Raw genomic sequence first — 22,227 nt, forward strand, 5'->3', positions numbered from 1 at the left:
CGAGGGCGATCATCGATTTCGAGACGGTACAGGAAGCCCCGGTCAGCGGCGGTGGCATCAGCCTCGCCACGGCGGCGAACGTCGGACGGTAGCCCTGGAGTTCGCCGTCCTCGCCGTCTTCGCTCCCGATTCCGGTGGAGATATACTCCTGTCGTGCCGAAGCTGACGGTCACGGTGATCACGCGCAACGAGTCGGCGAATATCGAGGCGGCGCTGGCATCGGTCGTCTGGGCCGATGAGATCGTCGTGGTCGACTCGAACAGCACCGACGACACCGTGGCGATCGCCCGACGGTTCACGCCGCGAGTGGTGGTCCGTGACTGGCCCGGATACTCGTCGCAGAAGAACATCGCAGCCGAACAGGCCAGCCACGACTGGATCCTGTCGCTCGACGCCGACGAACGGGTCACGCCCGCGCTGGCCGACGAGATCCGCGGGGTGCTTGGTGAGGAGCCGGCGTGCCGCGGCTACCGGATCCCCCGGGTCAGTCACTACCTGGGCCGCTGGATCCGTTCGACCGACTGGTATCCCGACCACCAACTGCGGCTGTACGACCGGCGGGTGGCGCGATGGTCTGGCGTCGTCCACGAGGGCGTGGCTGTGGAGGGCGGTGTGGGGCGGCTCCGGCACGACCTTCAGCATCTGCCCTACCGGGACATCTCGCACCACCTGCAGACGATCGACCGGTACACGACGCTGGCCGCCACCGAGATGCGCGCGCGCGGCCGCCGGATCGGGGCGAGCGGAATCGCCGCCCGCACGGTCGGGGCGTTTCTCAGGAACTACGTTGTGCGCGGAGGCTTCCGCGACGGGTCGGTGGGGCTGGTCGTCTCGGTGCTCAACAGCTACTACGTGTTCTTGAAGTTCGCGAAGCTCTGGGAGGCGGGAAGGGATTCACGGTAGGGGATGGTTGCCCGTCGATGGGTGCCGGTGGTCAGCGTCGCTCCATGTTCTCACTGCAGATCGACACCGCACGTTCGTGGCGCGGGGGCCAGAACCAGGTGCTGCTCACCACGCGCGGGTTGTGCGCGCGCGGCCACCGCGTGGCCGTGGTGGCCCATCCCGACGGGGAACTGCGCCGCCGGCTGGGCGACGAGGTGCCGGTCGTCCCGCTGGCGCCGCGCAACGAGGTCGATCTGCCCGCGGCGTGGAGGCTGTCCCGGGTCATCAAGGATCTCCAGCCGGACGTCGTGCACGCGCACGACCCGCACGGCGTCGCCGTCGCCGCCACGGCGCTCTCAATCGCCTCTCCTCCGCGAAAGCCCGTCCTCATCGCCGCGCGCCGCGTCGATTTCCACCTGAAGACGAATTCGTTCTCCAAGTGGAAGTACCGTCAGGTGGACCGTTTCATCACCGCGTCGAACGCGATCAGGGCGATGCTGCTCGAAGACGGGATCGCTCCGGAGCGGGTGGTGACGGTCCACGAGGGAGTGGACGTCGACCGCATCCGCGCCGTCGAACCGTTGAACCTCCGCGAAGAGTACTGGTTCCCGCCGCACTCGCTCATCGTCGGCAACATTGCCGCGCTCGTGCCGCACAAGGGCCAGAAGTACCTGGTGGAGGCCGCGGCCCTCGTCACGGCGGCGATGCCGGAAGCCCGGTTCGTCATCCTCGGAGACGGCGAACTGCGGTCGGCGCTGGAGCAGCAGATCAAGCAGGCCCACCTCGGGCAGCACGTCATCCTGGGCGGATTCCGCATGGACGTCCTGGCCCTGCTCAAGGGACTCGACCTGTTCGTCATGAGCTCGGTGACGGAGGGACTCGGCACGTCGCTGCTCGACGCGATGGCCGCGGGCCGCGCGATCGTGGGAACGACCGCCGGCGGCATCCCGGAAGTGGTGGCGCACGGCGAGACGGGATTGCTCGTGCCCCCGCGCGACGGCCGGGCGATGGCCGACGCCATTCTCACGCTGCTTCGTGACCAACCGCGCCGGCACCAGATGGCGCAGGCGGGATTCGTCAGGGTCCGCGAACAGTTCAGCGTCGAGCGGATGGTCGACGCGACGATTGCGATCTACGAGCGCCTGGCCGACACCAGCCGCGCAACGGACACCGCTCGTCGCGAAACGGCCGATTGAAGCCGCACTGGTCGCGCATCCCGACGTGGCAGAGCGCGAAGTCGTAGCGGACGGGGTCGACCGGATCGAACGCGCGGAGCGTCTGGGTGAGGTCGGCCGCCATCCGCCATCCCGGGCTCCGGTACCGGGTCAATCCGAGACACTGCCCGAGGCGGATCACGTGCACGTCGAGCGGCACGACCAGCTGCGCGGGCGACACCCCCGACCAGACGCCGAGGTCGATCGAGTCCGACCGGACCATCCATCGCAGGTACAAGTTCAGCCGCTTGCAGGCGCTGCCGGACGAGGGACAGGGGAAGAAATAGGCGACGCCGGGTCCGCGACCCTCGCCGACCGGAGCAGGCGACAACGCCAGGGCGCGCCTGGAGAACGCCTCGATCGACACGCCGATCTCGGACGACTCGTGGCGATGGCCCTGCAGGAAGAACTGCTCGATCGAGCCCGCGTGCCGAACCATCAGGTGCAGCGTCTGGACGAGCGCGATCAGGTCGTGCGACCGTGTCCAGCGATGACCCAGCCCGTCGAACAACCGGCCATCTCTCGAGCGGTCGAACTGGCGGATGAATGCCGCCGGGGACGGTCCCATGATGGCGAGCAACCGTTCGACCGATTGCAGCACGCTGGCGACGCGGCCGAAGGCCAGCGCCGCGGCGCAGAACCCCACGACTTCCCTGTCGTCCGGCCGGGAGTACCGTCGCACGATCTCGATCGGGTCGGCAACGGCCTCCGCCCGGTTGTACTCCAGATAGAGCTGGTCCAGCCTCGCCTTGAGGCCTGCTCGGTCGTGAATCGCGCGGGTGACTGTCACGCCGGACCGGCCGCCGCGCCGAACACGGTCGCGTTGGGCACGACCTGGTTCACGTAGACGGTCCGTCCGCCCACGATCGTGGCGGCGACCGCTCCTTTGAGCGTCCAGCCGTGGAACGGCGAGTTGCGCGATTTCGAGCGCGATTGGCGCACGTCCACGGATGTCGTCACCTCGGGGGCGAGGATGGTGATGTCGGCCGGCCGGTTGGGACGAAGGTTCCCGCCAGGGACACCGAGGATGCGCGCCGGATTGACGGACAGCAGTTGCACGAGACGGCGCATCGTCAACACTCCAGCATGGACCAGACGGTCGAGCGACAGCGGCACGGCAGTTTCGAGCCCGATGATGCCGAACGGCGCGCGATCGAACTCGACGTGCTTCTCGTCCTCCTGGTGCGGCGCATGGTCGGTGGCGATGGCGTCAATCGTCCCGGCCCTCAGCCCCAGGAGAATCGCGTCCACGTCCTGGCGCTCGCGCAGGGGCGGGTTCATCTTGAGATTCGTGTCGTAGCTGACGGGCCCGGCCAACCGCTCGTCGGTCAGCGTGAAATGGTGCGGGGCCACCTCGCACGTGACCCTGACACCGCGCGCCTTGGCCGCCCGGACCGCGCGCAGTGACTGGCGCGTGCTGAGATGGGCGATGTGCACCGGGCTCCCGGTCATCTCGGCGAGCGCGATGTTGCGCTCGACCATGATTGACTCGGCGGCGGACGGGATGCCGCGCAAGCCGAGCATCGAGGCGGTGTAGCCCTCGTGCGCAACGCCTTCACCCTTGAGCGACGGCTCCTCACAGTGATCGATCACCGGAATGCCGAACATGCCGGCGTATTCCAGTGCCCGCCGCATCAGCAACGCCGTCATCACGGGTCGGCCGTCGTCGGAGATGGCAACACAGCCGGCAGCTCGCAGGTCGGCAATCTCGGACAGGCTCTCGCCCTTCATGCCCTTCGTGACGCATCCGATGGGATAGACCCGGACCGTCGCCTCGACGGCGGCCTTCTCCAGGATCGCCCGGGTCACGCTGGCGCTGTCGTTCACCGGACTCGTATTCGGCATGCAGGCGACGGCGGTGAACCCGCCGGCGGCGGCGGCCGCGGTCCCGGTGGCGATCGTCTCCTTGTGTTCCTGCCCCGGTTCGCGGAGATGCACGTGCATGTCGATGAACCCGGGACACACCACGCAGCCGACCGGGACGTTCACGACCTCGACGTCGGCGTCGACCTGCAGGTCACGGCCCACGGCGGCGACACGCTCGCCGTCGAGCAGCACGTCCGTCACGCCGTCGATGCCCTGCACGGGATCTACGAGGTGTCCGCCTCTAAGCAGCCGCTTCATGTTCAGCTCCACCTGCCAGCAAGTACAGAATTGCCATCCGCACGGCGACGCCGTTGGCCACCTGATCGAGAATGACCGAGTACGGGCCATCGGCAACGTCCGAAGCGATCTCCACGCCGCGATTCATCGGCCCCGGGTGCATGATGAGCACGTCGGGCTTCGCGCGGCTCATGCGCTCTCTCGTCATGCCGAATACGTTGAAGTACTCGCGCAGCGACGGGAAGTACCCGCCGAGCATCCGCTCGAGTTGAATCCGCAGCATCATGATGGCGTCGGCGCCCTCGACCGCCTCGTCCACAGACGAGGTGATGTGGACGCCGGTCCGGCCGAACCCCGTGGGCACGAGCGTGGGTGGCCCGCAGAGCCAGACCTCCGCGCCCATCTTGACGAGCAGCAGGACGTTCGACCGCAGGACGCGGCTGTGCAACAGGTCGCCGCAAATGGCGACTTTCAGGCCCGCGAGCCGGCCCTTCCGTTCGCGGATGGTGAACGCGTCGAGCAGCGCCTGCGTGGGATGCTCGTGCATGCCGTCGCCCGCATTGATGACACCGGACCGGCAGATGCGCGCGAGGAAGTGGCAGGCGCCAGACGACGAGTGGCGGACCACCAGCAGGTCGGGCGACATCGCCTCGATGTTGTGCACCGTATCCGCCAGGGTCTCGCCCTTGACGACGCTCGACGTGCTGGCGGCGATGTTGAGCGTGTCGGCGCTCAGGCGTTTCTCCGCGATCTCGAACGAGGTGCGGGTGCGCGTGCTGGGCTCGAAGAACAGGTTCACGACCGTCTTGCCGCGCAGCGCGGGAACCTTCTTGATCGGTCTCGACGAGACTTCCTTCATCGCCACCGCGGTGTCGAGAACCAGACTGATCTCGGCGGCCGACAGTTCGGCAATCCCCAGCAGATCCTTCGTGCGCAGCCGGTTGACGGGGATGGACGGCACGTCCGCAGCTTCGGCGGACGCTGCGACGTTGTTCGTGGTTTCGGCATTCATTCCGGTGTCTCTTGTCCTGTCTTTTCGATGATGACGTCGTCGGCGCCATCGATCTCGACCAGATGTACCGCCACGCTCTCGGCGCGTGAGGTTGGCAGGTTCTTCCCGACGTAGTCCGCCTTGATGGGCAACTCGCGATGCCCGCGATCCACCATCACCATCAGCTGAATCGCCTTCGGCCGGCCGAAGTCGATCAGTTCGTCGAGCGCCGCGCGAACCGTTCGGCCCGTGTAGAGCACGTCGTCCACGAGCACGATCACCCGGTTGTCGATCGAGAACGGGATGTCGGTACTGCGGACGAGCGGTTGCGGTCCGACAGGGTTGTGCATCAGGTCGTCCCGGTAGAGGGTGATGTCGAGCGCGCCGGTGGGCACCTCCTGACCGGTGATCTCCTGGAGTTGATGGGCCAACCGCTTCGCGATCGGCACACCGCGCGTCCGCACGCCGACGAGCGCGAGGCGATCGAGACCCCGGTTGCGTTCGACGATCTCGTGGGCAATCCGGGTGAGCGTGCGACTCATCCGATCGGCATCCATCACAACAGGCATAGACACTCCTCGCTGCCGGACGACGATGGTAACAGTCGAAGATGGCGGTGGAACGAAGGGCTGGAGGCCCCGGGTGGCGTGAACGAACCGCACGTTGGGTAGTCGTGCATGGAGGATCTTGCTGGTCTCTCCGGACCGGCTTAAAGAGTGGGGAAAGTATAGCATGGGGAAAAGGGGGAAGGAGGAAAGGGGGATGACGAACGAGCCGAGGACGTGCTATCGCTCGTAGGTGGGAATGAACGCGATCGGGCGACTCTCGGTGAAGTCGCGCTGGAAGATGTCGGTCCGCGCATAGCCGTCCATGTCGCGTGCGACCGGCAGCCCCATGAAATAGAGGATCGTCGGCACGACGTCCACGACCGACGCGCGCAGCTTGCGCCCCGGCTCGACGGCCGCGCCATAGGCGAGCAGGAAACCGTCTGGCGCGTCTTCGTGGGAACCGGACAGCTCCTCGATACCGAGCACGCGGTCGAGCAGACGCTTGCCGACGGTCAAGGGTTCCATGCCAAAGCCGGAAATCACGAGCAGCAGATCGTCTGGACCGAGAGTGGACAGGGCCCGGCCCAACACGGCATCGATCCGCGTGTAGGCCTGTTCGAGCGCCTGCCCGTACTTCCGTCGGTCCTCGGTCGACACGTCCCCGAACTCACGCGGGATCGCGAACCGGAGGAAACGGTGACCGGCAGCATCGATGGTCCGGTACCGGACGGCTGATAGCGCCGGCCGGACCCTTGCCTCCAGCGTTCGCGCGATCTCCTCGTACATCCGGTCGGTGACGAACGGTCGTCCCTCTGCGACGTCTTGTCGCTGGTCGTCGGTTGCCTCGAGCAGGAGCGGTTTCGCGGCGTCGAGGGTGCCGGGAGCGACAGTTTCACCGGCCGATCGCGCGAGCGGCAGCATGTCGATCGGGTGGATCGCCGCCGGATCGTCTGGCTCCAGTGAGGGATCGCCGGGGCGGTAGAACTGGTCGCTGACGAGATAGCCCCGGACGGACTGCGCCGGATACGTCAGCGGCCAGTTGACGACACCCGCGGCGAGACCGGCGGTGCCGAGGATGCTCCAGATCGGTCGCACCCGAATCGACGCGGATGTGTGCGGGATGGCCTGTACGAAACCGAAGTAGACGAGACCGTGGGCGAAGCAGTTATCGGGCAACAGCTCCAGTGGATCCGGCGCGGCCGGCACGCGGTACCGCGCGGCAGATCGGACGCCAGACCTCGCGGGCAGCTTCCCGGTGGAAACGGTCGTCCACACGGGATCGGGCTGCGTCGGCCGGACCGTGGCCAAGTGCATCGCCGCACCGCGATCGAGGATCTTCCCGAAGCTGGGCAGCCGGCCGTCGAGCGCGGCGGTCGACAGGAAGTCGAGCGACGCACCGTCGAGCGCGATCACGACCACGTGGCCACCCGTCCCTGAGCGTGCGGGAACGGCGTCGATGTCGAGCGGCCGTGACATCAGACGCAGCGACTCGCCGGGGCCCCGCGCCGCCAGCGGCAGCACGAGTGACGCACAGAACGCCAGGCCGACGAAGGTGGCACCCACTCGACCCTTCCGGCGGCCGAACGAGTAGTGCGCAAACGCGACCGCCAGGTACATGAGCGCGCACATCGTCAGGACCGCCGCGCCCGCCGCCATCCGCCGTGAGGTGTCCAGCGCCAGCATCGGCGCGTACGCCCGCAGGTTGAACCACATGAGCGTGGCGACGAACAACGCCGAGGCCCCGAACAACCAGGAAAGCAGCCGCAGGCTCACCCAGCCGGGCGACAACGGCTCGGCCGCCACGATCTGACGCGCGACGATGAGCGCGTAGAAGACCACCGTCATGTGAACCCCGTAGGACAGCGCGAGCGTCACCACCAGCGGGGCGAAGTTCATCGGGTAGAGCGGAACGGTGGGATTGAGCTGGAGGAACAGCACGCTCAGGTAGACGGCGCCGAGCCCCCCGGCGAGCACCGCATTGCTGAACATGCGCAGGTACCGCATGGCAGGGATGATACCGTATACTTCCCCGGATGCCCGTCGATCTCGACGCTCCCGTCCTCTCCAACCATCGGTTGTCACCGGACTACTGCGTGCTGGCGTTCCGGGCACCCGAACTGGGCGAGGCCATCCGTCCCGGCCAGTTCGTCATGATCCGTACAGGCCCGGGCGGCACGCCGCTCTTGCGTCGCCCCTACTCCGTGTTCGAACGGATCCGGGACGCCGACGGCCGGATCATGGGCTTCTCGATTCTGAACAAGCGGGTTGGCATCGGCAGCGCTCTGCTGTACGAAGCGTCCGTCGGCCAGCGATTTTCCTGCCTGGGGCCGCTCGGCCGGCCGTTCACACTCGTCGTGCCGCCATCGGCTGCGTGGATGGTGGCCGGCGGCACCGGTCTGGCGCCGTTTGCGACGCTCGCCGAGGATCTGGCCGCCATGGGCACGTCGCTCACGTTGTTCTACGGCGCCCGCACGGCCGACGATTTGTTCTGCCTCGACTTGTTCGAACCGCTCGGCGTGCGGCTGATTCTGGCCACAGAGGATGGATCGCGAGGCGAAGCCGGCCGGGTGACCGTTCCGCTGGCACGTGACCTGTCTGCGCTGCCGAGGACGGCGTCGGCGGCAATTTACGCGTGTGGACCCGGTGCGATGCTGAAGGCCGTGGCGGGACTCGCGGCGGCGAACGGCCGTGCCTGCGAGCTGGCGATCGAACGGCAGATGGGCTGCGGCATGGGCGGCTGCTACAGCTGCGTGGTGCGGCTGCGCACGCCGGACGGCGGCACGCGCTACGCGCGCTCGTGCATCGAAGGTCCCGTGTTTCCGGGGGACGAACTGATCTGGGAAGAGGAGGGGTGAGGATGGATCTCTCTGTCCAGATCGGGTCGCTTCGCCTGAAGAGCCCGATCATGTCCGCCAGCGGCTGCTTTGGCTACGGGCTCGAATACGCCGACGTGGTGGACCTCTCCTCACTCGGCGCGGTGGTGGTCAAGGGACTGTTCCTGGCCGAACGCCCCGGGCATCCCCCGCCGCGCATCGTTGAGACGCCGGCCGGGATGCTGAACGCCATTGGCCTGCAGGGCATCGGCGTCCACCGCTTCGTCCGCGAGAAGATGCCCGAATTGCGGGCACATCGCGCGACGGTCGTCGTGAACATCTGTGGCACGACCGTCGATGAGTACGTCGAGATCGCCCGCATCCTCTCCGACGTCGAGGGGGTGGCCGCGATCGAGCTGAACATCTCCTGCCCGAACATCAAGGAGGGTGGCATCTCGTTCGGCTGCGACCTCGCGGCGGCGCGCACGGTCATCGCAGCCGTGCGACGCGCGACGACGTTGACGCTCATCCCGAAGCTGACGCCAAACGTCACGAGCGTGGCGTCGTTCGCCCAGGCAGCCGAAGAGGCTGGCGCCGACGCGGTATCCCTCGTCAACACGTTCCTCGCGATGGCGATCGACGTGGAGACACGCCGACCGCGACTGTCGAATGTCGTTGGCGGGTTGAGCGGGCCGGCGATCCGCCCGATTGCCGTGCGCATGGTCTACGAGTGTGCATCGCGCGTGAAGATTCCGGTCATCGGCATGGGCGGGATCACGTGCGCGGTCGACGTGCTCGAGTTCCTGATCGCCGGGGCGACGGCGGTGCAGGTTGGCACGGCCAACTTCATCGATCCGTTCATCTGGGGCAAGCTCGACTCGGGACTCCGGGAGTACTTGTCGCGTCACGGTCTGGCGCGGATCACCGATCTCATCGGATCGCTCGAACTGCCGGAGAGAAGGCCACGATGAAGGAACTGCTCGTCGCGCTCGACGTGGACTCTGGCGATCGGGCGGTCGGCCTGGCACGCGAGCTGGCAGGGGTCGTCGGAGGCGTCAAGGTTGGCAGCCGGCTGTTCACGTCGGAGGGCCCGGACATCGTGCGCCGTCTCGTAGCCGACGGACACCGCGTCTTCCTCGATCTGAAGTATCACGACATCCCGAACACCGTCGCCGGTGCCGTCTCTGCGGCCACCCGTCTGGGCGTCTGGATGCTGAACCTGCATGCGTCTGGCGGCTTCGCCATGATGACCGCCGCCCGGACAGCGGCCGACGAGGCCGCGGCGGCGGCGGGCCTGCCACGGCCGCTCGTCATCGCGGTGACCGTGCTCACCAGCCTCGATCAGCCGGCGCTCGCGCGCGTCAACGTCACCTGCCCGGTCCTGGCCCAGGTTGAGACGCTGGCCGCGCTCGCAGCCGAGGCCGGCCTCGACGGTGTCGTCGCGTCACCGCAGGAGACCGCGTTTCTCCGCCAGCGACGCGGCGACGCGTTCGTGATCGTGACGCCGGGCATCCGCGGGGGATCGCCCGAACACAGGACGGGCGACGATCAGGCCAGGACATTGAGCGCAGCCGAAGCGCTGGCTGCTGGCGCGAGCTACCTGGTGGTCGGACGGCCCATCATCGCGGCAAAGAACTCCCGCGCGGCAGCCGAGGAGATCGCCCGCTCCGTCGGCGTATAGCGGCAGGGCCGCCCGGCCCCCTTCTCTTCTCTGTTCGGTCCTCTCTTCGACGGCATCCGTCGAACGTCCGACCGAGCTACTTCGCCGTGATGATGAAGTGGCCTCGTCGATTCTGGGCCCAGCACGCCTCGTTCTCCTCATTGCAGAACGGCTGCTCCTTGCCCTTGCTGACCACCAGGATCCGTTCGGCGCCGATACCGAGGCTCACCAGGTAGCTCTTGACGGCATTCGCACGCCGCTCGCCGAGAGCCAGGTTGTACTCCGGTGTGCCGCGGGAGTCGCAGTGCCCTTCGACGGTGACTTTGGTGGTTGCCCAGCGCTTGAGCCAGTCGGCATCCTTCTGAACCGCCGCGCGTCCCTCGTCCTTCAGATCGGACTTGTCGTAGTCGAAGAAGGAGTCGGTCAACGGCTTCTCGGCATTCAGCTGATCGAGGGTCTTGTTCGCGAAGATCTGCTCTTCGGTCAGCGGCGCTGGTGGTGGTGGCGGCGGCGGTGGCGGCGGCGGTGGTGGCGGTGGTGGCGGCGGCGGAGTCACAACGGGAGCCGGGGGCGGTGGCGGCGGCGGCGCCGTCTGTGGTGGCTTCTTGTGGCAGCCGATGGACACGAGGCCAATGCTGGCCAGCGTAATCCCGACCGCAATGAAACGAGCTGAACGAGTCATCTCAGTCTCCTCGAGCGACCAATCTCGAGCGCGGCCGGGTTCAGATAGGTGACGAACGCCTGCAGGCAGAATCGGTTGGCCGGTGGCCGAGATCAGACAGCAAAGTGAGCTTATCGATTTGGCCGTGGTGTGTCAAACGCCCGAGCCTTCGATCCCAGTCGAACTATCGCGATCGCTACACCGGCCGCAACGGAAGAACTTCGTTCAGGCTGCCCGTGCGATAGCCCTGAAGGTCGAGGCTCACGTAGCGATAGCCGATCGCCTTCAGGTCGCGAACCAGCGCGTCGCGGATGCCGTCCTCGAGCGCCTTGTTCATGTCTTCGCGTGGAAGTTCCAGGCGCGCGACGTCACCGTGGTGGCGGACGCGGCAGTGGCGGAGTCCGAGCGAGTGCAGCACCTCTTCGGCCTGCTCGATCATCCGCAGTTTCTCGACGGTGACTTCCGACCCGTACGGGATCCGTGACGAGAGGCAGGCGGACGCAGGTTCGTCCCAGGTCGGGAGTCCCATGCGCCGGGAGAGTTGCCGGATCTCGGACTTGGTGAGGCCCGCTTCGTCGAGCGGGCTCCGGATGCCTTGCTCGCGTGCCGCCTGCCGGCCGGGCCTGTAGTCGCCCCGATCGTCGGCGTTGTTGCCGTCGGCGATCACCGAGAATCCGCGTTCGCGCGCGAGCTGCGACAGCCGCCCGAACAACTCCTGCTTGCAGTAGTAGCAGCGGTTCGACGGGTTGGCCCGGTAATCGGGCCGGTCCATCTCGTTGGTCACGAGAAACTCGTGACGCAGATGGAAATCGCCGGCGATGCGCAGGGCGAGGGCGCGATGGTGCGAAGGGTAGCTCGGGCTGTCGGCGGTGACGCACAGCACGCGGTCCCCGAGCACCACGGTGGCCGCCACCGCCAGGAAGGCGCTGTCCACGCCCCCGCTGAAGGCCACCACGACCGAGCCCAGATCACTCAGCACCCGTCGAAGCGCCTGTTCCTTCTCGTTCAGCGCGTCGTCGCCCTCTCCACCCGGATCCCGTCCTGCGGCTTCACTCACTCGTCCCAATCCTCTTCTTCCTCTTCCTCGTCGTCGCCCTCCTCCTCGTCGTCCTCCTTGTCGGCCTCCTCCTCGTCCTCTTCGGGCGCGACGTCGAGTTCTACAGGAGCAACACCAGTGATCTCGAGGTTGCTGCCGCACTCGGGGCAACTGATCAAGTCACCTTTGTCAACGTCGAACTCATCCACTTCGACTTCGGCTTCACACTCGGGGCAGGTGGCCATACCCCATCCTCCTGGCGAGGAGTTCCCCGCGTCAGCGACGGCCAGAACAACCAGCACGACGGTTCCCGCCGCATGAACGTGGTGCGGAGGGAAGGTCTCGGATTATAGCCACATCCTCGCGAAAGCTGCAACGCACCTCTACGGATATCATCGAGCACCGTTCCGGACTAAGGTTCAGGTTGTCCCGGGCCGATATTTGTCATCGATGGGTGCCGGAAGTGCTGCGTCCAAGACCGTCCTGATTGCCGACGATGCGGCGTTCGTTCGCGAGCGCTTTCAGGCCGCGCTCCAGGAAGCGGGCCACCGTGCGGTCACCGCCCGAAGCGCCGCCGAACTGCTGGCCCGTGTCCGCGCCGATCTGCAGGAACTCGATCTCCTCGTGGTGGATCTGCGCCTCCCGTTCGCCTCCGGCGTCGATCTCATTCGCGCCATCCGGAAGCTCGACGACGGCCGCCTCGCCATCCTGGTGTTCAGCGGCACGATTTCGAACGCAGAGGAAGTGCGCGAACTGGCGGCTCTCGGCGTCGCCGGCTACATCAACGAGTACAGCGCCGTGCAGCACATCCTGCCGTCGCTCGTCCCACACCTCTTCCCAGACAACTTCAACCGGCGGTCCGGCCCTCGCGTCGTCCTCGGCATTCCGGTGGCGTATCGGTTCGGAGACACAATCACCGCCGTCCTCACGCTCAACCTGGGCAAGGGCGGAATCAGTATCCGAACGATGAACCCGCTGCAGGTCGGGGCGAAGGCCCGCATCCGGTTCCGCCTGCCGGGCGCCAAGCGCGAGATTGAGGCCGACGCCCGCGTCAACTGGAGCGACCGGCGCATCGGTATGGGCTTGCAGTTCGAGCGGCTCGAGCCGCCGGACCAGGACCAGGTCGACCAGTTCGTCGACGGACACTTCTTCGCCGCGAAGACCTAATCGGCCGGTCCCTGTTCGCCGGGCCCGCCCCCCACACCGCCACCACCCTCTCCATTTGCATCGGGCCGGCGGTCCCGGTACATTGCACCCATGATCCAGGCCCCTCTCGACGTCGTCGGCCGGTTGGCGGCCGTGCTCGCCCTGGTGTGCGCCAACGGGTTCTTCGTGGCGGCGGAGTTCTCTCTCGTCACCGTTCGGAAGACGCGGGTCGATCAGCTGATTGCCGAGGGAAACCACCGGGCAATCGGTGTCCGCCGCGCCATCAGCCAGCCCGATTCGTATATCGCCGCCACCCAACTCGGCATCACCATGGCCAGCCTCGGGCTGGGCTGGATCGGCGAACCCACCCTGGCGGTTCTAATCGAGCCCTGGTTGACGCGCTTGTCATCGTACTGGGCGGCGGCGACCGCGCACACGATTGCCGTGGCCGCCGCATTCGCCTTCATCACCGCGCTCCATATCGTCTTCGGGGAGTTGGCGCCGAAGACGGTCGCGCTCCAGCATGCCGAGCGCACGTCGCTGATCGTGATCGGGCCGACTCGCTGGTTCATGCTGACGTTCTGGCCCTTCATCCGGTTGCTGAACGGGATGGGCCGGAGGGCCGTGGGCATCCTGGGCCTCCGTGCGCCGAGCGGTCATTCGATGGTGCACTCGGAGGAGGAGTTGAAGATGCTCGTGACCGCCAGTCAGGAGGCGGGCGTCCTCGAGGAGGACGAAGAGCAGATGCTGCACCGCGTTTTCGGATTCGGCGATCTCACCGCCGGGCAGATGATGGTGCCGCGGACCGAGATGCGCGGGATCCGCGCCGACGCGTCGCTCGCGCAGGTCGTCGACCTGGTGTCGCTCCACCCTCACGCGTGGCTGCCGGTGTATCGTGAGGATCTCGACGACATCCTCGGTTTCCTCCACGTCGAAGATCTCTTCCCTGCGCTCGGCAAGCCCGCGGACGGCTTCCGCATCTCGGACTACCTGCGCGATGCCATGACCGTCCCCGAAACGCTCAAGGCCGACGATGTGCTCGAGGAGATGCGTCAGCACCACACGCACCACGCGGTGGTGATCGATGAATACGGCGGCACGGCAGGCCTCGTCACCTTCGAAGGCCTGATGGAACGCATCGTCGGGGAGGTGGGGAGCGAGTTCAGGCCGGCGGGCACGAAGATCTCCGTGCTGCCCGACGGGTCGGCGCTCATCGACGGCCTCGCGCTGACGACCGATGCGAACGAGCAATTCGGTCTGCACATCGACGAAGGCGTCTACACGACGGTTGGGGGATTCGTGCTCGGCCAGATCGGACGCCGGGCCCGGCTCGGAGACCGCGTCGGAATCGAGGGAAGGACGTTCCGCGTCGAAGCGCTGGACGGGCTGCGAGTCGCCCGCGTCTTTTTGTCGGCGCCGAACACCGGCGACGGAGACTAACAGCCCGTGGTGCGGGCGTCAGTTGTGGCGGAGCAGGCGCAGTCCGTTGGCGATCACGATGAGCGAGGCGCCCATGTCGGCGACGACGGCCATCCACAGCGTCGCCACGCCGGCAACGGCCAGGGCCAGGAACACGGCCTTCAGGCCGATCGCGAACACGATGTTCGCCTTCACGTTCCCGACCGTGTCACGGCCGAGCCGCAGGAGATACGGCACGCGCAGCAGGTCGTCGGCCATCAGTGCGACGTCTGCCGTCTCGAGCGCCGCGTCGCTGCAGGCCGCCCCCATCGCGATCCCCACGTCTGCTGCCGCGAGGGCTGGGGCATCGTTCACGCCGTCGCCCACCATGGCGACGAGGCCGTAGCGGGCGCGGAGCGCCGCGACGGCCTCGACCTTGTCCGCCGGCAGGAGTTCCGCCAGGAACTCGTCCACGCCAAGTTCCTCCGCGACGGCCTGCGCGGTTCCGGCATTGTCTCCGGTGAGCAGCACGATCCGCCCGATCCCCGATTCGCGGAGCGCTTGGATCGCGCCGCGCCCCGACACACGCGCCTGGTCGGCCATGGCAATGATGCCGACCGTCTGATCTCGACGGGCGACGAGCACCGCGGTCCTGCCCTGCCGCCCAAGAACCTCGAGCGACCGATCGATGGCGGGCGAACACAACCCGCGCTGCTCGAACAGCCGGTGGTTGCCGATGAGCACCGACTCGCCACCGACGCGGGCCTGCGCACCGAGTCCCGCCAGCGCCTGGAAGCCGTCGACTGCGGGTGGCGTCACACCGTCCTGCTGAGCGCGGCGGAGAATCGCACGCGCCAGGGGGTGTTCGGACCGTGTCTCGAGACCGGCGGCCAGCCGCAGAACCTCTGCCGCGCCGACGCCGCTCACCGGCAGCACCTCCACCACCTCGGGCCGCCCTCGCGTGAGCGTCCCGGTCTTGTCGAAGGCGACAGCGCGGATCGCCGCCGTTCGTTCGAGGTGTACGCCGCCTTTGATGAGCACGCCGTTTCGTGCAGCCGCGGCGAGCGCCGAGACGATGGAGACCGGCGTCGAGATGACCAGCGCGCAGGGGCAGGAGATCACAAGCAGCACGAGCGCCCGGTACAGCCACGGCGTCACGGGCTGACCCGCCACCAGCGGCGGGAGCACGGCAACCGCGGCGGCGACGATCAGCACGGCCGGCGTGTAGACACGTGCGAAGCGCTCGACGAACGCCTGCGCCGGTGCTCGCTGCGCCTGCGCAGATTCGACGAGGCCGATGATCCGCGCCATGGTCGTGTCGCGGCGCAGCCTCGTGACGCGCACCTCGACGGCCCCCTGCCCGTTGATCGTCCCGGCGAACACTTCGTCTCCAGCGCGCTTCTCGACCGGGAACGACTCGCCGGTGATCGGCGCCTGGTTCACATCCGTCTCGCCGGTCAGCACCGCGCCATCGAGTGGTATCTTCTCCCCGGGACGGACGACCATCACGTCGCCAAGACGAAGATCGTCCACCCTGATTCGCTGGTCCGATCCGTTTCTCCTGACCAACGCCTCGGCCGGTGCGAGTTCCATGAGCGCGCGTATCGCGTGGCGGGCGCGGTCCATGCTGCGCGTTTCGAGCCACTGCGCGAGGGCGAAGAGGAAGATGACCGCCGCGCCCTCGGACCACTCGCCGATGATGACCGCCCCGGTCACCGCCACCAGCATGAGAACGTTGATATCGAGGGACACGGACCGCGCGGCAATCAGGGCACGGCGGGCCGTGAGCGCGCCGCCTGCGACGATCGAGACGCCGTATGCCGGAAGGACCGCCAGATCCGGCAGCCCCGCGAAGTGCATCAGGAGACCTGCGCCGCACGCGAGGCCGGAGACGACGACCAGGCGCACGCGGTGGGCTTGCACGTCAGACGGCTGCTCCTTCGGCTGTTCGTGCTCCAGCCACGCGCGCATGCCGGTTGCGGCCACCGCGTCAACCAAGTCGGCTGCCGAAAGCCGCGCCGCGTCGTAGGTCACCTGGAGCCGCTGGTGCAGGACGTCGGCGGACAGCGCTTCGAGGCCCGGCAGGTGCCTGAGGCGTCTCTCGAGAATCGCGACCTCCTCGTGGCAGTCCATTCCCTCGATCCGATAGACGGATTCGGTGTGAACCTCGCAGACCGAACAGGTATCCCGGATCATCGCGGTCATCGTCTCTCCGTCCGTGGGGACTTGGGGTCGGGACGCTCTTCCGGCGCCGCTGACATATTCGTCATTACAGAACCGTCGGCCCGGCGGATAGATTGTCCCGACCCCGACCATCGCCGCTCGTTCAGCGTCTCTTACTGGGATGCGGTCCAGGGGCCGGGTTGCGACTACAGGGCGGCGATCGCCTGATTGAGTTTCTGGTAGTCGGGCTCGCTGCCGGGCGTCGCGGTCACCTCCGAGTACCGGACGACACCGTCCCGGTCGAGGACGAAGACGGCGCGCTTTGCGACACCCTTCAGGCCGACCAGATCGTCCAGGTACACGCCGTACGCTTTGATGACGTCCTTGTTGAAGTCGCTCAGTAACGGAAAGTTCAGGCCGTTCTGCTGCCCGAAGACCTTCAGCGTGAAGGGGGTGTCGATGCTGATGCCGTACACCTGCGCGTTTGCCTTGTTCAGCTGGGCGAGCTGATCGCGGAACGTGCACATTTCCTTCGTGCAGACGGATGTGAACGCCGCTGGGAAGAACGCCAACACGGTATTCCGTGTGCCCACACCGCCAACGGTGACGTCCTGCAAGTCCTGGTTCTTGAGCGAAAATGTCGGTGCTTTCGATCCAACTTCTGCGGCCATCTTGCCTCCTGTATGGTGCTATCGCGTTCGACCAACCACGGTTTCGCGTGTGAACGGGAGTCCCTTCTAGTATCGTAACCCGCGGGCGCAAGGGACGGAACCTCGGGCCGGCGCCCCCGGGTGAGCTTGCCGGCGCTCGGACGGTTCGACTACCATGAACGGTTGGGGTTGTGTTCAACGGAGTAACAGTGTGATCGAGGTCCAACACCTGACAAAACGGTACGGCCGCGTAACGGCCGTCGACGACGTGAGTTTCCGCGTCGAGCGCGGCGAAATCTTGGGGTTCCTGGGCCCGAACGGCGCCGGCAAGACGACGACGATGCGCGTCCTGACTGGCTACATGCCGGCGACATCGGGACGGGCGATCGTCGCCGGCTTCGACGTGTTCGAGCAACCGCTCGAAGCCAAGCGGCGGACGGGGTACCTGCCCGAGACGCCGCCGCTCTATCCAGAGATGACGGTCCGCGAGTATCTGGGCTTCGTCGCCCGGATCAAAGGACTGCCGGCCGGTGAGCAGAAGGCGCGCGTCGATGTCTCGATGGAAAAGGCCCGTGTGACGGACATGGCATCGCGCCACTGCGGGAAGCTCTCCAAGGGGTACCGGCAGCGGGTGGGTCTGGCCCAGGCGCTCCTCCACAATCCCGACGTGCTGATTCTGGACGAGCCGACCGCCGGCCTCGACCCGAAGCAGATCATCGAGACCCGCGAGCTCATCAAGCATCTCGCGGGCGACCACACGATTATCCTGAGCACGCACATCCTGCCCGAGGTCGCCCAGACGTGCCAGCGTGTCGTCATCATCAACCGTGGGCGGGTGGTGGCGGTGGACACTCCTGAGAACCTCACGCGCCGGCTCGGGGGATCGCAGACGATGTACGTCCAGGTGGACGACCGCGATGCGATCGCGCGGGCAGCGCTCGATCGCGTCGCGGGAATCACACGCGTCGCGGAAGTGGACCGGCACGACGGCATCGTCGGGTACGAGGTGGACAGCGAGCCGGGACGCGATCTTCGGGTGGACATCGCCCGCACCGTGGTGACGGCCGGCTGCGGGTTGCTCGAACTCCGCCCGGTGCGGATGAGCCTGGAAGACATCTTCCTGCAGCTCACAACCGAGGAGCAGCAGGGGGAGGCGACGATCCAATGACGAACATCCTGGCGATTGCGCGCAAGGAATGGCGCGGCTACTTCGCGTCGCCGATCGGCTATGTGGTGATCGGCATGTACGCGATCATCTTCGGGTATTTCTACACCGTCGGCCTCAGCTGGTTCCTGCGCCAGAGCATGCAGGGACCGCAGATGGGCGGCGGACCGCTGAACGTGAACCAGCAGCTGATCCGGTACGTCTTCCTCAACTCCACCGTCATCACGCTCCTCGTGGTCCCGCTGATCACGATGCGGACGTACTCGGAGGAGAAGCGCTCCGGCACAATCGAGCTGCTGATGACCTCGCCGATCACCGACTTCCAGATCGTGATCGGGAAGTTCCTCGGCGCGATGTCGCTGTACGCGGCGATGCTCGGCATCACCGTGATCCACATCGCGGTATTGTTCGTGTACGGGAACCCAGAGTGGAAGCCGGTCGTGTCGGGTTACCTCGGGCTGTTGCTGCTGGGCGGCGCCTTCGTCTCGGTCGGCCTGTTCTTCTCGAGCCTGACCAAGAACCAGATCGTGGCGGGAATGTTCACGTTCGCGGTGCTGCTGCTGCTCTGGGTGGTCGACTGGGTCGGCAATTTCCTCGGTCCGGTCGGCGAGAAGATCGTCACGTCTCTCTCTCTGACGGGTCACCTGGAGGATTTCCTCCGGGGCGTCATCGACAGCCAGCACCTGATCTTCTATCTGAGCTTCATCACCTTCGGTCTGTTCCTGACGGCCAAGTCGGTCGACAGCGAACGGTGGCGGGGGTAGCACACGATGTTGAAACGAGCATTCGATATCATCGGCTGGCTCGGCACGGCGCTCGTGCTGGCTGCCGTCGCTGTCTTCTTCCTCAAGCCCGATTGGCAGCCCTATTCGCGCTGGCTCGCGTGGGGCGGCCTGGTGTGTATCCTCCTGTACACGCTCGGGCAGTGGCGCGAGATCGCCGGCTTCTTCGGCGGACGACAGGCGCGTCTCGGCACGATCTCGGCCGCGAGCATCCTGGTGGTGCTCGGCATCCTCGTGGCCATCAACTACATTTCGTCGCGGGAACACAAGCGCTGGGACCTGACCGCGTCGAGCCAGTTCACGTTGTCACCGCAGACGGTGAAGATCGCCAAGGCGCTCGATGCCCCCCTGAAGGTGACGGTCTTCGCGCGCGAAGGGGATTTCGCGAACTACAAGGACCGCCTCGCGGAGTACGAGTACGCCTCGAAGAAGGTGTCGGTCGAGTACGTGGACCCGGACAAGAAGCCGCAACTGGCGAAGCAGCTCCAGGTTCAGGCGTACGGCACCATCGCCCTGCAGTACAAGGACCGCGTCGAGCGCGTCGTCAGCAACACCGAGCAGGACATCACGAACGGGATCAAGAAGATCGTCAGCGGGAAGGAGCGGACGGTCTTCTTCACGCAGGGCCACGGTGAGAAGGACACGGTCAGCGCCGAACGCAGCGGCTACAACGGCATCGTGAGCATGCTGCAGCGGGACAACTACAAGGTCGAGAAATTGGCGCTCGCCCAGCAGGCGGATGTGCCGGAAAACGCGGCCCTGGTCGTCGTCGCCGGACCGAAGGTGGACCTGCTGCCCGGGGAAGCCGACGCGATCACCCGCTACCTGGCGCGGGGCGGCAAGGTGATGCTGCTCGTCGATCCACCGGACAAGTTCGATGCGCCACCATTGGCGAACGTCATTGCGCTCGCTCACGACTGGGCGATGGACCTGGGACAGAACGTCATCGTGGACGTGAGCGGGATGGGCCGTCTGCTCGGTACGGATGAGACCGTGCCGGTGGTCGTCAGCTACCCCTCGCACCCGATCGTGCAGGGCCTGGATGTGCTCACCGCCTTCCCGCTGGCCCGCTCGGTCACGCCGGTCAGTGGCGGCGTGAACGGCCGCTTCGCACAGACGTTCGCGGAAACGAGCGCCAAGAGCTGGGCCGAGACCGACCTGAAGACGCTGTTCACGGGCGGCAAGATATCGCTCGACGAAGCCAAGGGCGACAAGCGCGGGCCGATCCCGATCGCCGGGGCGGTGTCCGCGCCGGTCGTTGCGCCTCCCGCGGCGGGTGGAGCGAACAAGAGCGACGACGGCCCAAAGCCGGAAACCCGGGTGGTTGTCGTCGGAGACTCGGACTTCGTCTCCAACTTCGCGCTGGGAATCCGAGGCAACGCCGACCTGTTCCTGAACGCGGTGAACTGGCTCGCGCAGCAGGAGAACCAAATCGCCATTCGCCCGCGCGAGGCGGACGATCGCCGCATCACGATGACGGCCAACCAGCAACTCCGGGTGCTCGTGCTGGTGCTGCTCGTCATCCCGGTGCTGGTCCTCGGCAGTGGTGTTTACGCATGGTGGCGGAGGCGTTAGATGCGTGGCATGAAGTCCCTGCTGGGGTTCCTCATTGTGCTCGGGGGCCTCGGCGCGTACATCTACTTCGTGGAGTCCAGGAAACCGGACAGCACGGAACTCCCGGCCGGACCCAAGTTGTTCTCGGTGAAGACGGAAGCCATCGACGAGGTGACCGTCAAGTCGTCGAAGGGCGACACGACCACCCTGCAGAAGATCAATGGGACCTGGCAGGTCACGGCGCCCGTGTCCGTGGCGGCCGATGACACCGAGGTGAGCAGCCTCATCAACACGCTGTCCACCATCGACAGCGTCCGGACCGTCGAGGAGAACCCGGCCGATCTGAAGGTGTTCGGCCTGGCCGAACCCCGCATCGACATCGGTTTCCGGACAAAGGGTGCCGCCAAGGCGCAGCATCTGCTCGTGGGCGAGAAGACCGCCACCGGCGGCGAGCTGTACGCCAAGCTCCCGAACGAAAAGAAGGTCCTGCTGATCGCCGGCACCAACGAGAGCATCTTCGACCGCACGACGTTCGACCTGCGGCAGAAGACCGTCCTGGCGTTCGATCGCGACAAGGTCGAGCAGGTCGAAATCACCACTCCGGACAGCACGCTGCAGCTCGCCCGCGCCAACGGTGAGTGGTCGCTGGTCAAGCCGCTCCAGGCCCCGGCAGACTATGGGACGGTCGAAGGGCTGATCGGTCGCCTGCAGTCGGCACAGATGAAATCGATCGTCGTGCCGGAGGCCGCCGACCTGAAGGCCTACGGCCTCGACAAGCCGGTGCTGACGGCCGTTGTCGGCACCGGCAGCGCCCGCGCCACGCTGCTGTTCGGTCAGAAGACGGATGCGGGAACCGTCAACGCGAAGGATCTGTCTCGGCCGCTCATCTTCACCGTCGAGGCGAGCCTCCTCGACGAGGTGAAGAAGCCGGCAGACGAGTACCGGCGGAAGGACATCTTCACCTTCCGCGCGTTCAACGCCACGTCCATTCAGCTCACGCGCGGCGCCGAGGTCCTGGCGTTCGAGAAGACGAAAGGCCAGGGCAAGGACGCCGGTGAGAAGTGGCGGGAGACGAAGCCCGCGGCCAGGGACATCGACCCGGCGAAGATGGAGACCTTCCTCACCAAGCTGGCGAACCAGCGTGCGCAGTCCTTCCTCGCGGCGGGCAGCAAGTCGAAGACGGGATTGGATGCCCCCGTGCTGGTCGTCGTCGTCCGCTACGACGATGGGAAGAAGGAAGAGAAAGTCAGTATCGGACGGGCCGGTTCAGATGTCTATGCGGCCATCGCCGGTCAGCCGGGAGCCGCAAAGATCGATACGACGGAATTCGACGACGCCATCAAGGCGCTCGACGCGCTGAAGTAACCTACTCGCCCCCGCGGAGCGGTACATGACGGACGTGACCCGTCGAACGGGACCAGTGCGCCGCACCGCACCGGCCATCGTCCTTGCGTGCTTCCT

General features: G+C 66.6%; 21 protein-coding genes. 11 read left to right on the top strand and 10 right to left on the bottom strand.

Going from position 1 to position 22,227, the window contains the following annotated elements; genetic code table 11:
• The first annotated feature begins 153 nt into the window (after positions 1-153).
• Together VGK32_22030 and VGK32_22035 are read left to right on the top strand one after the other, a co-directional pair.
• Positions 154-903, top strand: a complete 750-nt coding sequence (locus tag VGK32_22030; protein HEY3384447.1) for a glycosyltransferase family 2 protein — start codon at positions 154-156, stop codon at positions 901-903.
• 44 nt (positions 904-947) lie between these two features.
• On the top strand, positions 948-2,078 hold the full coding sequence (locus VGK32_22035; protein HEY3384448.1) for a glycosyltransferase family 4 protein: 1,131 nt from the start codon (positions 948-950) through the stop codon (positions 2,076-2,078).
• On the opposite strand, the gene VGK32_22040 is transcribed toward VGK32_22035, so the two are convergent.
• The 5 genes from VGK32_22040 to VGK32_22060 form a co-directional block, all read right to left on the bottom strand.
• Complete coding sequence (locus tag VGK32_22040; protein ID HEY3384449.1) at positions 1,978-2,886, bottom strand: TIGR02757 family protein; 909 nt, start codon at positions 2,884-2,886, stop codon at positions 1,978-1,980. The genes VGK32_22035 and VGK32_22040 overlap by 101 nt on opposite strands.
• Positions 2,883-4,220, bottom strand: coding sequence for a dihydroorotase (locus VGK32_22045; protein HEY3384450.1), 1,338 nt, complete (start codon positions 4,218-4,220; stop codon positions 2,883-2,885). The genes VGK32_22040 and VGK32_22045 overlap by 4 nt, the downstream gene beginning before the upstream one ends.
• The gene (locus VGK32_22050) at positions 4,204-5,211 is read right to left on the bottom strand and encodes an aspartate carbamoyltransferase catalytic subunit (protein ID HEY3384451.1); all 1,008 of its coding nucleotides are present in this window, start codon (positions 5,209-5,211) and stop codon (positions 4,204-4,206) included. Before VGK32_22050 ends, VGK32_22045 begins: the two co-directional genes overlap by 17 nt.
• On the bottom strand, positions 5,208-5,759 hold the full coding sequence (pyrR, locus tag VGK32_22055) for a bifunctional pyr operon transcriptional regulator/uracil phosphoribosyltransferase PyrR (GenBank protein HEY3384452.1): 552 nt from the start codon (positions 5,757-5,759) through the stop codon (positions 5,208-5,210). The genes VGK32_22050 and pyrR overlap by 4 nt, the downstream gene beginning before the upstream one ends.
• A 216-nt stretch (positions 5,760-5,975) precedes the next feature.
• Complete coding sequence (locus VGK32_22060) at positions 5,976-7,742, bottom strand: alkaline phosphatase family protein (GenBank protein HEY3384453.1); 1,767 nt, start codon at positions 7,740-7,742, stop codon at positions 5,976-5,978.
• 29 nt (positions 7,743-7,771) lie between these two features.
• Here VGK32_22060 and VGK32_22065 point away from each other — a divergent pair, with 29 nt between their 5' ends.
• From VGK32_22065 to pyrF, 3 genes are read left to right on the top strand one after another with little or no spacing between them, the layout of a single operon-like run.
• Entirely contained in the window at positions 7,772-8,593 is an 822-nt protein-coding gene (locus tag VGK32_22065) for a dihydroorotate dehydrogenase electron transfer subunit (GenBank protein ID HEY3384454.1), read from the top strand.
• A 2-nt stretch (positions 8,594-8,595) separates the two neighbouring features.
• Positions 8,596-9,522: a dihydroorotate dehydrogenase gene (locus VGK32_22070; GenBank protein HEY3384455.1), complete on the top strand. Its 927-nt coding sequence runs from the start codon at positions 8,596-8,598 to the stop codon at positions 9,520-9,522.
• A complete protein-coding gene (gene pyrF / locus VGK32_22075; GenBank protein HEY3384456.1) occupies positions 9,519-10,232 on the top strand; it encodes an orotidine-5'-phosphate decarboxylase in 714 nt (237 codons plus the stop codon). The genes VGK32_22070 and pyrF overlap by 4 nt, the downstream gene beginning before the upstream one ends.
• A gap of 76 nt (positions 10,233-10,308) precedes the next feature.
• On the opposite strand, the gene pal is transcribed toward pyrF, so the two are convergent.
• The 3 genes from pal to VGK32_22090 form a co-directional block, all read right to left on the bottom strand.
• Complete coding sequence (gene pal, locus VGK32_22080) at positions 10,309-10,893, bottom strand: peptidoglycan-associated lipoprotein Pal (protein HEY3384457.1); 585 nt, start codon at positions 10,891-10,893, stop codon at positions 10,309-10,311.
• Between the two features lie 175 nt (positions 10,894-11,068).
• A complete protein-coding gene (gene larE / locus VGK32_22085) occupies positions 11,069-11,929 on the bottom strand; it encodes an ATP-dependent sacrificial sulfur transferase LarE (protein ID HEY3384458.1) in 861 nt (286 codons plus the stop codon).
• Positions 11,926-12,153 carry a hypothetical protein gene (locus VGK32_22090; protein ID HEY3384459.1) on the bottom strand — a complete coding sequence of 76 codons (228 nt, stop codon included), beginning with the start codon at positions 12,151-12,153 and terminating at the stop codon, positions 11,926-11,928. Before VGK32_22090 ends, larE begins: the two co-directional genes overlap by 4 nt.
• A gap of 205 nt (positions 12,154-12,358) precedes the next feature.
• Here VGK32_22090 and VGK32_22095 point away from each other — a divergent pair, with 205 nt between their 5' ends.
• Both VGK32_22095 and VGK32_22100 read left to right on the top strand, forming a co-directional pair.
• Complete coding sequence (locus tag VGK32_22095) at positions 12,359-13,075, top strand: PilZ domain-containing protein (GenBank protein HEY3384460.1); 717 nt, start codon at positions 12,359-12,361, stop codon at positions 13,073-13,075.
• A 90-nt stretch (positions 13,076-13,165) separates the two neighbouring features.
• Entirely contained in the window at positions 13,166-14,494 is a 1,329-nt protein-coding gene (locus VGK32_22100; GenBank protein ID HEY3384461.1) for a hemolysin family protein, read from the top strand.
• Between the two features lie 18 nt (positions 14,495-14,512).
• Here VGK32_22100 and VGK32_22105 read toward each other — a convergent pair whose 3' ends face one another.
• Entirely contained in the window at positions 14,513-16,657 is a 2,145-nt protein-coding gene (locus VGK32_22105) for a heavy metal translocating P-type ATPase (GenBank protein HEY3384462.1), read from the bottom strand.
• 164 nt (positions 16,658-16,821) lie between these two features.
• Complete coding sequence (locus tag VGK32_22110) at positions 16,822-17,286, bottom strand: peroxiredoxin (GenBank protein HEY3384463.1); 465 nt, start codon at positions 17,284-17,286, stop codon at positions 16,822-16,824.
• Positions 17,287-17,476: 190 nt separating this feature from the next.
• On the opposite strand from VGK32_22110, the gene VGK32_22115 reads away from it, so the two are divergent.
• From VGK32_22115 to VGK32_22130, 4 genes are read left to right on the top strand one after another with little or no spacing between them, the layout of a single operon-like run.
• Positions 17,477-18,433, top strand: a complete 957-nt coding sequence (locus tag VGK32_22115; protein HEY3384464.1) for an ABC transporter ATP-binding protein — start codon at positions 17,477-17,479, stop codon at positions 18,431-18,433.
• Positions 18,430-19,194, top strand: coding sequence for an ABC transporter permease (locus tag VGK32_22120; GenBank protein HEY3384465.1), 765 nt, complete (start codon positions 18,430-18,432; stop codon positions 19,192-19,194). Before VGK32_22115 ends, VGK32_22120 begins: the two co-directional genes overlap by 4 nt.
• 6 nt (positions 19,195-19,200) lie before the next feature.
• Positions 19,201-20,787, top strand: coding sequence for a DUF4350 domain-containing protein (locus VGK32_22125; protein ID HEY3384466.1), 1,587 nt, complete (start codon positions 19,201-19,203; stop codon positions 20,785-20,787).
• Positions 20,788-22,131, top strand: coding sequence for a DUF4340 domain-containing protein (locus VGK32_22130; GenBank protein HEY3384467.1), 1,344 nt, complete (start codon positions 20,788-20,790; stop codon positions 22,129-22,131). It abuts the gene before it with no gap.
• The last annotated feature ends 96 nt before the right edge of the window (positions 22,132-22,227 follow it).

This window comes from Vicinamibacterales bacterium (assembly GCA_036504215.1).
Lineage (GTDB): Bacteria > Acidobacteriota > Vicinamibacteria > Vicinamibacterales > Fen-181 > FEN-299.